Here is a 12,551-nt window from a genome sequence, read left to right as displayed (position 1 = left end):
TCGCACCTCACCTCTTCCTTCATTACTAAAGGCCACGCCTTAAGTTCATTTACATTGATTTATACTAAATCACGCGCCCCCAGCTTGCGCACAGTCACTTTACAGGTGAACCAAAGCCCTGCTGCACCTACAAGCAGGCTCCCCCACATCAGTGGAGAGAGAAGGCCGAAGCGCTGCGACATTTCAAGGACAGCCCGGAATATATTAAATCCTGTTAGCGAAATCAGCACAGCAGCCACCAGCAGGAGTCCCATATACAGAAATGATAGCTTCAGGTAGGTGCGTCCACTCTTCAGAAATTCGTAGTAAATATACGGCCCTGTAGCCAGCAGTCCATAACCTGACCAGGTCAGTGCGAAGGCAACGAACTCCCATATGTTCAAATCTCCACGCAGTCTGTACGAAGCCAGATACATCGTTGCAAAAAACAGCGTTCCGTTCATCGCCAGAGAAAGCAAGCTCTTCAAGGCCCGGCTCTGCATGATTACCTTAAGCGGAATCGGCAGTGAGCGATAATATAACAGCATCTGTGTATAAGAATCATCCTTCAAATAACGGAAGGAACGCCTTGAATATTGAAAACAAATCATGGGCGTAAAGATCAGCATCAAAAAATCAATGACGGAGTTTTGAATAAAATGAGCCTCAGGATCGTTCGTAAACAACCAGAGACTGATGCAGGCGCCTGTATACACCATAAATATCACATTCCATATCAGATATAGGCCTTCACTGCCCAGATCCCTCTTGACTAACGCCAGGCTGCTCTTCCAATCGTTCAATGCTTCCGACCATCCCTTCATTTCAGCAATAGCTTATGTACACATATTGTTCACTGTTATAGTGTGTATATCTTTATACACAGTATATAGGGTGATGTTTTTCCAGTCAATCCCTTTAGGCAAAAAATAAAATAACCCATGTGCAGCGAAAAGTACGAAACTCTGACCTTTCACTGCCACACAGGCTATTCTTGATAACCGCATATATAGTTTGTATATGTTCACTCTGTCAAGATCTGCGGCCCGCCATCCTCCACCGCAATCGTGTGCTCAAATTGAGCACCTGGGCTCCCATCCGCAGACCGGATCGTCCAGCCATCACTTCCCCACCGGATGGACCCTTCCGGTCCCAACGTAAATACCGGTTCAATGGTGATCACCATCCCCCGTTTTAGCTTAAGCCCCGCTCCCGGTCTGCCGTAATTAGGGACATCCGGGGCTTCATGCAGCAGCCGGCCTATGCCGTGTCCAACCAGCGCTTTGACGACACCAAGCCCCTCTTCTTCCGCAGTGCGCTGAATCGCACAGGAAATATCGCCAATCCGCTTGCCTGGCACTGCCTGTTCAATACCGCGGTATAACGCCCGCTTCGTGACCTCGAACAGACGCTTCAGTTCCTCACTCGGCTCTCCCACGATATAGGTCCAGCCCGAGTCAGCAAGCCAGCCGTCCTTGTTGACAACCAAATCAATCGTGACGATATCACCGCTTCGGAGCGGAGTCGTACACGGAAAGCCATGGCAGACCACATCGTTCACCGACGCGCAAGTTGCATAGGGAAAGCCGCGGTAGCCCTTTTGCTCGGGGCTGGCACCCTGTGCGCTGATAAAGGCTTCGGCAAATTCATTAATTTCCAGCGTAGTGATTCCAGGGGCGATCATTCGGCTGATCTCCCGGTGGCAATCTGCAACAATTCGCCCGGCATGACGGATCAGCGCAATCTCCTCCGGACTCTTCAGAACCGCCTTCAATTCGGTGTCTCCTCCCTTTTTTTAATACCTGCTTAATATGAGGGCAATATATTTATATATGTGAGAAAAACGCAAGAAAAAACCGCCTTCCCGCGACGGTGCGGGGGCGGTCGGCGTGTGTAATCAGTATGAGACAATCGTATAGTGTGTCAGGCTTTCTTGGAGCTATGGATTTAAGACACGGAAGAATCCAACTTGCCCAATTCAAGTTCTACCAGGTGGGTCAGCTCTTCTTCATACCCTCCCATGATGCGGTACTTCCGGACATATTCCTTGACAAACTTCTTAGGATCTTTCGGCCGGAAAATTCTAGTCATTTCCATTAGACTTTCCTTGACTTCGTTGTGACCTTTCGTTGCCATAGTTATTCCCTCCCAGAACGCTAGTGGTTAATGCTCCGTAAATGAGAACGCCGAAAAGATCTGCAAGCACATCATGAAGTTATTTAGTTCTTAAATCGCTGCCCTTCCGGCAGGCATCTGACACTATAAATACCCGATGCTTATTCCGCTGAATCACAGCTTGCTGTCTAAGCAAAAGAAGACGGACTAACGGATACAGCTTTGTCTATGGTTTAGGTTTCGGGTACTTTTAGAGGCCTCCTATCTCTCTAATTGTAACATATTCAAGTCAGGGTTTCAGCTTTCATCATTTTTGTCCCATTTATACCCGAACAGTTGCCTGTATTTAATTTATTTATCGGACGGCGTCCTGGTTAAGATAAGAGTAAGCAAAAAAACGTCCTGCTCCCTCCCCCAACATGGGCGCTTGCGGCGAAGGGTGGCTGGAGAGGAGGCTTTGCCTAGGTATGAATATTCAAACTCCAATCTTGATCTCGTCATCCGCTTCCTTCCCTAAGCTGCCTGCTGCTTCTCCCGAGGATACCGGGACGGATGGCCAGCTGCTGGCCGCTGCCGATGCTGCAGCGCTCCGCAGATACCCGAAGCTTCGCAGCTTTCTTGTCGCCAGGGAGGGCCAGCTGATTTTTGAACGATATTATAACGGTTTCCATGCTGCAGCCCTTAATGACTTGCGTTCCGCCACCAAAAGCTTCGTCTCCGCGCTTGTGGGCCTGCTGCTTGATAGCAAACAGGCCCTGGAACTGGACGCCCCGGTTTGGCCATATGTTAAATCAAAGGCTCCCCTTCGTCCTGATCCCTTCTGGCCTCAGGTGACGCTTCGCCACCTTCTGACGATGACCTCAGGACTGTACTGGGAGACCGGTTCCAAGCTGGGAGAGAAATTCATCCACCGGTTTCACCGGAGCAAGAGCTGGTCCAAGTTCATTCTGCGGCTGCCGGTTATTGAAGAGAGTATAGGCAGCTTTCAGTACCGCAGCGTAGATTCGCATCTGCTCTCCGTTCTGCTTACCGAATGGACCGGACAGAGCGCATTCGAATTGGCTAAGCAGCGGTTATTCGGTCCGCTCGGCATTGACAATGCCGCCTGGTCCGCCAGTCCCGAAGGGCACTCCACAGGACATATTGGTCTTTTTCTGACTTCGCGGGATATGCTTAAGCTGGGACTGCTTTTTCTTCAGCAAGGACGGTGGCAGCAGTCACAGCTGCTGCCCGCAGAATGGGTGCAGCTTTCCTTCTCTCCACATTCCGAGGGTTATCCTGCCTTCGGCAGGTACGGCTTCCAGTGGTGGTGTGCCAAAGAAGATGGCATTTCCTTCACCTATGCGCACGGCCACGGAGGACAGCAAATTTATATCATACCGGATTATTCAGCGGTCTGTGTCTTCACGGCAGACAGTCAAGTGAGCCGTTGGAAGAACCCGAGACAGCTGCTTAAGCAGTTTGTACTTCCCTCACTGAACTCATCTGCTTTGGAACAATCCAAGCCTATCTAAAATATATAAAAGGAGCGTGAGCCTAGGATGAAGTCGCCCAAAATATTAATTCTGTATGCGAGCTATGGAGATGGGCATTACCAGGCTTCCAAGGCCATCGAAGACCGATTTCACGCCAAGGGTTATACGGATGTAGTGCTTCTTGACCTGATGGCCGAGGCGCATCCAATGCTGAATGAACTGACTAAATTCGTATATATGCAGAGCTTCAAGACCATTCCTGCCTTCTACGGATGGGTATATAACGCCACGAAAGATATGCAGCCCGGCAGGCCGTTCTCCAACCTGCTGCACTCGATTGGCATTACAAAGCTGCAGCAGCTGATATCCGAGGCGGCTCCCGATCTGATTATTCACACCTTCCCCCAGCTTGTCATGCCGCGTCTTCTTAAGAAGACAGGCTTGGCTCTGCCGCTGGTTAATGTGCTGACCGATTTCGATATCCACGGCCGCTGGATTCATCCCGGAGTTGACCGCTATTACGTAGCCACTGAAGACCTTAAGGCAGAGCTCGTCACCAAGGGAGTTCCTGAAGAACGCGTCCTAGCCAGCGGCATTCCGCTTAAGGCCGGCTTTGGCGAATCCCGCGAGGACCGCTGCAACAATTCGGGCAAGCGAAATGTGCTGCTCATGGCAGGCGCCTTCGGCGTGATGCAGGGACTACGCGACATCTGCCATGCACTTACCCTCTCTGGGCAGTACCATATCACTGTCGTCTGCGGAAAGAACAAGGAGCTATATCGAAATCTTCAGACGGCCTTTGGCGGCCATCCAGATATTGACCTGTATGGCTTTGTAGAGAATATTCCCGACTTGATGGCTGCAAGCGACTGCATTATCACCAAGCCAGGCGGTATCACGCTGTCAGAAGCGATCGCAAGCCGGCTGCCTCTGTTTCTATACCGCCCAGTTCCCGGACAAGAGCTCAACAATGCGTTATATCTGGAGGGCAAGGGCATTGCCACCATCGCTTATGATCCGTATGAACTCGCCTTGGATATCGAAGCTCTATTTCGCAATGAAGAGCGAAGAGCAGGCCTGCTCGAAACCCTTGAGGAGCTGAGCCGCCCGCATGCGGCGAATACCATTGTTGAGGATCTCATCGGGCAGTACCTTTCCGCTCCGGCAGCAAGCCTTTTACTTCAACAGCAATAGCCTATAGCAAAAAAAGCCGCCCGCAAAAGTATCCGTTCTCGGAGAGGGCAGCTTGTCATACATTGATAGGGAGAAGGGGTTTCCCTTTAACTTTGTTGAAGAAGAGGGTGTATCAGGATTGTCTCCCTTTCGGTCCTCTACAGGCTTGCCCGAGAACCTTGCAGCCTTTCTATGTCATTTGTTCCCCTTCGTTGGCGGCGTCATCTTTCTCGTCTTAGAAAAGCGAAGCCGGTTCGTACTGTTCCATGCCCTGCAATCCGTGCTGCTGTTCGGCGGATTGATGGTCAGCCACACGCTGGCCGGCTTCATTCCCCTGCTTGGACTGCTGCTAAGCCTGCTGCTCAGCATTATGGGCGTACTGCTATGGATTTTGCTACTTCTGGCTTCCTTACAGGGAAAATGGCTCAGGCTGCCCTGGATCGGAGACTTCGCCGAGCGGCAGCTGAAGTCCTGGTAATAAGATGATGGTCAACTGCTTTCGCCCGGCAGAAGCTCAGCCTTCAGCCAGCAGCTGGCACCATCCGGCGGCTCCCCGTCGCCGTGAATCTGCGCCATCAGCAGCTCCACCGCTTGTTCGCCCATCGCCTTGTACGGCACAGCCATTGCGCTCAGGCGAGGAACCATATGATCGCTGATGCGGTAAGTGTTGTCTGCAGACATCACATAGAGATCCTGTCCGATCGTTAGGTTCAGCCGTGCGGCCGCCCGGTACAGATCAATGGCTCCGTCTACCCAGTTGGACAAATATATCTGCGTCCCCTGTTCACGATGAATTGCAAGCAGCAGACTCTCCATCGCATCCACATGCTCCTTAGGCAGGGTATGTACTACAGGAGCAGCTTGCTTGGCCTGGCAATACTGCAGATAAGCCTCCAGCCGGGCCCGTTCCGCCCAGTTGTCGGTCGGCCAGTCCGCCGTCATCCTAAGATAGATAGGCACTTGCTCATGCCTGGATTCCAAGTAATTCAGAGCAGCGGTGACACTGTCTCCATAATCTGCAAGCACCGAGCATATATGATCATTCTCCGCATAGCCTTCGACGGAGATATAAGGAATATCCAGCTCCAGCAGCCTCTGCGCCCAGGCTTCATTCTGGTAGCCGGGCCCGTCCAGACTAATAATTCCGTCTATTCTCCGCTGGAGATACAGATGAATCAATTCCTCACGCGCTTCTTCACGTGAGGCCTCACCGACCAGCAGCACCGTGTACCCGTGACCGGCACAGGCCCGCTGGGCACCTTCAAGCATCTGCAGGAACAGTGCATTGGAAGTATCCCCGAATGCGGCGATACAGTAGCTTTTCCCTGTTTTCATCGCCCGGGCCTGAGCATCTACATGGTAATTCAGCTCCATCATGGCATCGAGCACAGCCTGGCGCTTCTCATTGCTGACTCCAATTCCCTGTGTGCCGTTAATTACTGCTGAAACCACGCTGCGGGACACGCCCGCCCGCCTTGCTACATCCAAGCTCGTTACCCGTTTACCTGTCATGTTAAACACCTCTGGCCTAAGGATAACAGGTCGTCTTGCAAACCGCCAACAAGGCGCGAGGTAAGTCGCCAAGGCAGGGCGGAAGGCAAAGCACCATACTGGCACATTCTATCTATCGCTTACGCCGGACGCTGTAATATCTCATGGCCGCAGGGACACCTTTAATTTCAAGCACTCCCGCATAAATCAGCTCCCTAAGCCGGTATTCAAAGTAAGCATCTCCGATATACTGCTCACAATGGCCGATGGCTTCTCCAATCAAGCGGGCTGACTTCATGAAGCCTTGGTCACCTGTGGGCGGCTTGAGCTGATCCAGCTTCTCCAGCAAATAAGAATCATAATAGTCGGCAGTCACCTCAGTTACAGCACCATCCCGCCATATCCGCAGCATTCCGCTGCGCTCTGAAATATCCTGCCATTCCTGGGCCAAGCGCGCGATATCATCGGGACTTAGACGGTTATTCTCATCCATCCGTGTGAGCACTTCCTTGAGCTTATGAGATGGAATCTCTCCCGAACACAGGTAATCTATCCGGGCATCCGGACGATTATAGAGCTCTTCACACATGGAGCAGGCATTATACAGCGCAATCGGATTGCTTCTATGTCGCAGCAAAGATGCGGCATGCCGCATACCCGCCTGCTCACAGGCATTGTCATCAGCCCACATCACGATCCGGGCCTGTCCCGGAATCCGTTCGATGTTATGCAGAAGCTCCTGGTACTCTTCCTCAAACTCCGTGTAATACTCCAATGCTTCTGTAATATGATCGCAGAACCACTCGCTTCGTGCGCTTCTGCCTTGGAGTGAATCCAGCTGGCGAAGTGGTCCCATCGCATAATTCTCCCGCAGGATGATCATCTTATGCGTATCTGACCAGCCCAGCTCCTTCAGTGCCAGCTTCATGCTTCCTGCAAAAGAATCCCCGATGACGATATGAACATGCGTGCAATCCGGAGCCGGGTTCCAGAACCCTCTCCGGTCCTGAACCCCCATCAGTTCATCATAAAGCTCAATGAGACTCTCCACTGATTCTTCCTGCGTCTCCGGCTGCTCCTTCAGCATCTTGATATGCGCCAGAATAAAGGGTACATACCCCCTTAAATCATCAGCACTAAGTCCGGCAATCGCTTGTCTTATGGCTAGGTTGTCCTTGTTGTTCAGCATGATGACCTCCCCCATAGCTTTTTTTAACTATCATTTTCTTTTTAGTTTGACTTCATGATAACTCTATAACTCTACGCTCATCTTATAACACTGCTCCTAATGCCCAGCACCTCCCTTAATCGACAAACATCCCTGAACCAGAAATATCTGCTGTTTATCCGTTGTTTGATGTTTCGATAATGAGATCATAAAGATCGGTTAGGGCGTCCTTCGATTTAAAACTCCCCATGTTCTTAACATAAATATCCTTGTCCTCTGCCAAAGCTTCAATACTAGTTGTCAGGCTGCTTGGACTCAGGTTTTCCTCATACAAGACCTTGCAATAGCCATGCTGTTCAAATGAACCTGCATTTAGAATTTGATCCCCTCTGCTCTGCTGCTTAGAAAGTGGTATTAAGAGCATCGGTCTCTTCAAGGATAGGAACTCAAAAATTGAATTCGAACCTGCCCGTGAGATTACAAGATCACACATAGCCAATAAATCCGGCAGTTCCTCGTTTATGTATTCATATTGACGATATTCTGGATAAGAAATAGTAGGGTCTAGGTTCCCTTTTCCACAAAGATGAACGACTGCAAACTGCTTCGTTAATTTCGGCAGAGATTGTCGAACCGCTTCATTAATATTTCGGGAACCCAAACTCCCTCCCATAACCAGAACAATAGGCTTATTCAGTTCTACAATTCCTGTGAACTTACGCCCACGTTCACGACTCCCCTTTTTCATTTCTTCTCTAAGGACAGGTCCAACATATCGACATTTATTATGGCTAAAAGCAGCTGCAGTTTCAGGAAAAGTGGTACAAACTACACTAGAAAACTTACTTGCAATCTTATTGGCTAAACCTGGGGTCAAGTCTGATTCATGAATGATCACAGGGACTTTATTCAGCCACGCTCCAATGACGACAGGGACAGATACGAACCCTCCTTTAGAAAATACGATATCAGGTTTCTGTCGGTTAATAATTTTATACGCTTGGATAACTCCTTTAACCACCTTGAAGGGATCCTTTATATTTTTCCAATCCAAATACCGTCTAAGCTTACCGGTTGAAATTGAATGATAAGTTACGCCAAGTTTAGAATGGATTAACTGCCTCTCAATACCATTGGCCGAACCTATGTAATCAACGGACCAGCCCTCATGGATAAACTTCGGTATAAGGGCCATATTTACAGTCACATGTCCTGCTGATCCTCCACCAGTAAAGATGATTTTTTTCATATTAACCACCCAACATTTCGTTTTTTTATTATATCTTCATAATACTCCGTTTGCCTTATGGTTAGACTGGATCCAAATTTACAAACCCAGCAAGCACAAAAAAGCACAGAACAGGTCACTCGTTCTGCACTTTATATCTAGAATCAATCTAGTTAACATATGGATCAACATATCCTAATCAAAGGACAAAGCTGTCTATTTCGCTTAAGCAGCCTGTTCCTCCACTGCACCTTCCTTCGCATTCGCTTCAGAAGAACCGCGAAGACCATTGAACAGCAGATTCATGGCAATCGCCGTTAAGCTGCCCGCCACGATACCGTTATCCACTAAGATCCGCAGCCCGCTTGGCAGATGGGCGAACAAGGTCGGCACAGTCGTTACGCCGAGTCCCATCCCTACAGAGCAAGCGATAATCAGCAAATTCTCATAGCGGTTTAAATCTACCAGATCTGCCAGCATCCGAATACCGGAGGACAATACCAGTCCGAACAAGGCCACCATCGCACCGCCCAGGACAGAGGTTGGCACAATCTGCACCAGAGCGGCAATTTTCGGCACAAAGCCGAGAACGACCAGCAGGCCGCCGGCTACAACGATAACATCCCGTGTTTTCACCCGGCTCATCTGCACAAGCCCTACATTTTGAGAATAAGTCGTATAAGGGAAGGAGTTAAACACACCGCCCAGCATAATGGCCAAGCCTTCGGCTCGATATCCCCGGGCCAAGTCTTTGGAGGTGATGTCTTTGCCTACAATTTTGCCCAAAGCAAGGAATACGCCTGTAGATTCTGCCACACTCACAATCGCTACAAGCGTCATGGTAAGAATGGCCGATACGTGAAAAGTTGGAACTCCCAAATGGAAAGGCTCCACAACATGGAACCAGCCTGCTTCCTTTAGTGGCGCCAGATCGACCTTACCGGCCAGGGCCGCCGCAATAGTTCCTGCCACAAGGCCCAGCAGCACGGAGATGGACTGCAGAAATCCCTTGGCAAAGCGGTTCATCAGAATGACGAACAACAGCACGCCGAATCCAAGGCTTAAGTTGATTGCACTTCCGAATTCGGGATTGGTCGCTGCATTGCCTCCGCCTAAATCCGTCAAAGCCGTAGGGATTAGCGTTACACCGATAATGGTAACGACCGAACCTGTCACCACGGGCGGAAAGAAGCGGATCAGCTTGCTGAACAGCCCGCCAAACAGAAAGACGAACAGTCCCGAGGCGATAATCGCGCCATAAATGGCGGAGATGCCCATGCCCTTATCGGTACCGATGGCAATCATGGGGGAGACAGCTTGAAAGGCGCAGCCCAGCATGACCGGCAGTCCGATCCCGAACAGGCGGTTGCCCCACACCTGGAGCAGTGTAGCCACACCGCAGGCAAGCAGGTCAATCGCAATGAGATAAGTCAGCTGCGAATGGTCCAGTCCGATTTGAGTGCCGACAATCATAGGAACGATGATCGCTCCCGCATACATGGCGAGCACATGCTGGATGCCCAGCGAGAATGTCTTTAGCGGACTACGGTTCTTCTGAAAAATACGTTCAGTTGCCATAAACAGTTATTTCCCCCCTCTAATTTGTTAGAAAAATCCTACCGCAACGCCAACGTCACCTGGCAGTTATACCTCATTTGCAAAGGTGACCTTTCCTTCTTCCAGAGAGGCCACACGAACGAGGGACTCTACACGGTAACCGGCTTCAGCAAGCAGCTTGCCACCCGGCTGGAAGGCCTTCTCGATCACAATCCCGATGCCAACTACTTCCGCTCCAGCCTGTTCTACAATGCGGGCCAGTCCAAATGCCGCCTCGCCGTTTGCCAGAAAATCATCCACGATAAGCACCCGATCCCCAGCCTCAAGGAACTTCTTCGATACGGTAATCTCGTTCGTCTCCTGCTTGGTGAAGGAATATACCTTCTCTACGAAAATGTTGTCTTTCAAAGTCAGCGACTTGTGCTTGCGCGCAAATATCATCGGTACGCCAAGCTCAAGTGCGGTCATGATACCGGGAGCGATCCCTGAGGATTCAATGGTGAGAACCTTGGTAATCCGCTCTCCCTCAAAGCGGCGGGTGAATTCCCGCCCGACTTCCTTCATCAGCTCCGGGTCCATCTGATGATTCAGGAATGAATCCACCTTGAGCACGTTATTGCTAAGCACGATACCTTCTTCAATCACTTTGTCTTTGAGCAGCTTCATCTGTCTCGTTCCCCCTCTATCCTTTGCCCACTTTAGCCTGTCATTCTTAAGTGCAAAAAAAGCCCTTCTCCCCAAAACACCGGAAGAAAGGCTAAACGTATACAACGGCAGAAAAGACTTAGCAGGCACGATCCATCGGTTAACCCTTAGGGCAGGCCGCCTGAAGAAATTCCCCCGTAGTCCGATCATTTCCGGTGATCAGGTAGAGACATGCAGGCCTATTCCTGCACATATACGAGAATTTGTATGTTATGGGTTATCCCCAAAATATAAAAGGCAATGTTAGAAGTATAGCGGAACTCTGCCCGGAAGAAAAGAGGTATTTCGTGGACTCCAGACTTTTTTCGAGGAAAAAAGGCAAAAAAAAGAAGCTCCTCTCGGAGCTTCTCCTGCATGCGTCCTATAGCGGACGGGACTGGGAGGGCAGCAAATTGCTGACGATGGACTTCAAATTGTTATCCTCTGCAATCTTCTTATCCCCCGTATCAAGCTTGCGAATACGGATTTCCTTGTAATCCGCGCCGGCATCCACAGGCTTAAAAATCCAGCGTTCCCGGTCCTCCAGTCTCAGCTGGTAGCCCATCTCCTCAAACATCTTGAGGAAATCTTCCTCTCCCGGCACCTTCCCTTCATCAACAAAGATCAGGCCTCTCAGTTCCTTCGTCTTCTCTTCATGAACAACCTCAAAATGCACGATGCATTCCATAGCAGTCACACTCCTGTCGTTGGCATTTGTGTTCTCAAGCATTCCCTAAAAGCTCATCAGAAGCATCCCCTGACAGGGGTCACTTTACGCGATGAGTTTCCTTATGAATTAATACGGGAAGCCGGAAGATGCGCGGCCCTCTAATTATGACAATCTGATGACCTTTGCTTGAATTAAATTTGTTCCGATCCGCAGTGCGGGCACCACTTGGTGCCTTTGGCCAGCTGGGCAGCACAAATCTGGCAGTTCACTGTGCTGCGTTCGCTTCCCGGCGGCTTATAGTCATATTTGACCGAGGCAGACTCCGGACTTTGGACGTTCTCCTTCCAGGTCCGAATCCGGCGGTCAAGCTCAAGTTGACGCTCACGCTCACGTTCCAGCTCACGCTGGCGCCGCTCTTCCTCCTCAGGAGTAAGCAGCTGGTCTTCTGCATCTTCATCCAGATCCGGAATCAGCGGTCCTGAATAAATAACCGTCTCATCCGTTGCAGCCCCTTCATCTTCTGAAATGAAAGGGTTGCGTCTTTCCTGCGGCTCTGGCTGCTCCTTTTTAACGGATGATGCAGGCTTTGCCTTCAGCTTATTGCCGCAATACGGACAGAACAGCGCTTCCTCGGGTACGATTTTGCCGCATTCACATAAGCGCTCATTCTTAAGAGCGGCGATCTTCCCTCGAAGCTCCGTCTGCTCTTCGGCCAGCAAATCACAGGTCTTCGCCAGCTCCATCATTTCTGTCTCGGCCTCACGCATATCCTTGGCCCGATAACCTTCATAGAACACCTGGCCCATTCGCTGGTAGTAAATGCCCATTTCTTTTTCAATATTTGAAATTTGCGTATTTAGCTTGTTAATCTCCATGACGTTTTGGGCACGTTCGGTCGCTTTATTCGCTCCACTTTTTAGTTTCTGTAAGAAGTTCATGACCTTCATCCTCCCGGTTCCCCATCTCTTCCCAATAAACTTGGCCATCCCGCATTTCACAGGAAAGCCATTT

General features: G+C 50.2%; 13 protein-coding genes and 1 riboswitch. Of the genes, 3 read left to right on the top strand and 10 right to left on the bottom strand.

The genetic code is table 11. From position 1 onward, the window contains the following. Positions 1-59 precede the first annotated feature (59 nt). From DCC85_RS02855 to DCC85_RS02845, 3 genes are all read right to left on the bottom strand, one after another. Positions 60-803 (bottom strand): hypothetical protein, encoded by a 744-nt coding sequence (locus DCC85_RS02855; protein WP_234414315.1) that lies wholly within the window; start codon positions 801-803, stop codon positions 60-62. A 200-nt stretch (positions 804-1,003) separates the two neighbouring features. Then, positions 1,004-1,753 carry a type I methionyl aminopeptidase gene (gene map / locus DCC85_RS02850; RefSeq protein ID WP_108464215.1) on the bottom strand — a complete coding sequence of 250 codons (750 nt, stop codon included), beginning with the start codon at positions 1,751-1,753 and terminating at the stop codon, positions 1,004-1,006. Positions 1,754-1,926: 173 nt separating this feature from the next. Beyond that, positions 1,927-2,115: a hypothetical protein gene (locus DCC85_RS02845; RefSeq protein ID WP_108464214.1), complete on the bottom strand. Its 189-nt coding sequence runs from the start codon at positions 2,113-2,115 to the stop codon at positions 1,927-1,929. 446 nt (positions 2,116-2,561) lie between these two features. Between DCC85_RS02845 and DCC85_RS02840 the strand changes: the two genes are divergently transcribed. The 3 genes from DCC85_RS02840 (at position 2,562) to DCC85_RS02830 (ending at position 5,220) form a co-directional block, all read left to right on the top strand. After that, positions 2,562-3,608, top strand: a complete 1,047-nt coding sequence (locus DCC85_RS02840) for a serine hydrolase domain-containing protein (RefSeq protein ID WP_108464213.1) — start codon at positions 2,562-2,564, stop codon at positions 3,606-3,608. Between the two features lie 27 nt (positions 3,609-3,635). Beyond that, positions 3,636-4,763, top strand: a complete 1,128-nt coding sequence (locus tag DCC85_RS02835) for an MGDG synthase family glycosyltransferase (RefSeq protein ID WP_108464212.1) — start codon at positions 3,636-3,638, stop codon at positions 4,761-4,763. Between the two features lie 118 nt (positions 4,764-4,881). Then, positions 4,882-5,220, top strand: coding sequence for a DUF4870 domain-containing protein (locus DCC85_RS02830; protein WP_108467685.1), 339 nt, complete (start codon positions 4,882-4,884; stop codon positions 5,218-5,220). A gap of 11 nt (positions 5,221-5,231) precedes the next feature. Here the strand turns inward: DCC85_RS02830 and DCC85_RS02825 are convergent, their stop codons facing one another. The 7 genes from DCC85_RS02825 to DCC85_RS02795 all read right to left on the bottom strand — a co-directional run bounded on the left by DCC85_RS02825 (position 5,232) and on the right by DCC85_RS02795 (position 12,478). Next, complete coding sequence (locus DCC85_RS02825) at positions 5,232-6,254, bottom strand: LacI family DNA-binding transcriptional regulator (protein WP_108464211.1); 1,023 nt, start codon at positions 6,252-6,254, stop codon at positions 5,232-5,234. A gap of 112 nt (positions 6,255-6,366) precedes the next feature. After that, positions 6,367-7,422: a DUF1835 domain-containing protein gene (locus DCC85_RS02820; RefSeq protein WP_234414314.1), complete on the bottom strand. Its 1,056-nt coding sequence runs from the start codon at positions 7,420-7,422 to the stop codon at positions 6,367-6,369. A gap of 154 nt (positions 7,423-7,576) precedes the next feature. Then, a complete protein-coding gene (locus tag DCC85_RS02815; RefSeq protein WP_108464210.1) occupies positions 7,577-8,650 on the bottom strand; it encodes an undecaprenyldiphospho-muramoylpentapeptide beta-N-acetylglucosaminyltransferase in 1,074 nt (357 codons plus the stop codon). A 204-nt stretch (positions 8,651-8,854) separates the two neighbouring features. Further along, complete coding sequence (locus DCC85_RS02810; protein WP_108464209.1) at positions 8,855-10,207, bottom strand: nucleobase:cation symporter-2 family protein; 1,353 nt, start codon at positions 10,205-10,207, stop codon at positions 8,855-8,857. A gap of 66 nt (positions 10,208-10,273) precedes the next feature. Then, entirely contained in the window at positions 10,274-10,852 is a 579-nt protein-coding gene (locus DCC85_RS02805; RefSeq protein WP_108464208.1) for a xanthine phosphoribosyltransferase, read from the bottom strand. Positions 10,853-11,009: 157 nt separating this feature from the next. Continuing rightward, positions 11,010-11,110: riboswitch (purine riboswitch) on the bottom strand. 142 nt (positions 11,111-11,252) lie between these two features. Continuing rightward, the gene (locus tag DCC85_RS02800) at positions 11,253-11,558 is read right to left on the bottom strand and encodes a hypothetical protein (RefSeq protein ID WP_108464207.1); all 306 of its coding nucleotides are present in this window, start codon (positions 11,556-11,558) and stop codon (positions 11,253-11,255) included. A gap of 173 nt (positions 11,559-11,731) precedes the next feature. Then, entirely contained in the window at positions 11,732-12,478 is a 747-nt protein-coding gene (locus DCC85_RS02795) for a zinc-ribbon domain-containing protein (protein ID WP_108464206.1), read from the bottom strand. Positions 12,479-12,551 lie beyond the last annotated feature (73 nt).

The sequence above is a fragment of the Paenibacillus sp. CAA11 genome, assembly GCF_003060825.1.
Lineage (GTDB): Bacteria > Bacillota > Bacilli > Paenibacillales > Paenibacillaceae > Fontibacillus.
This window is presented reverse-complemented; position numbering and strand designations above follow the sequence as displayed.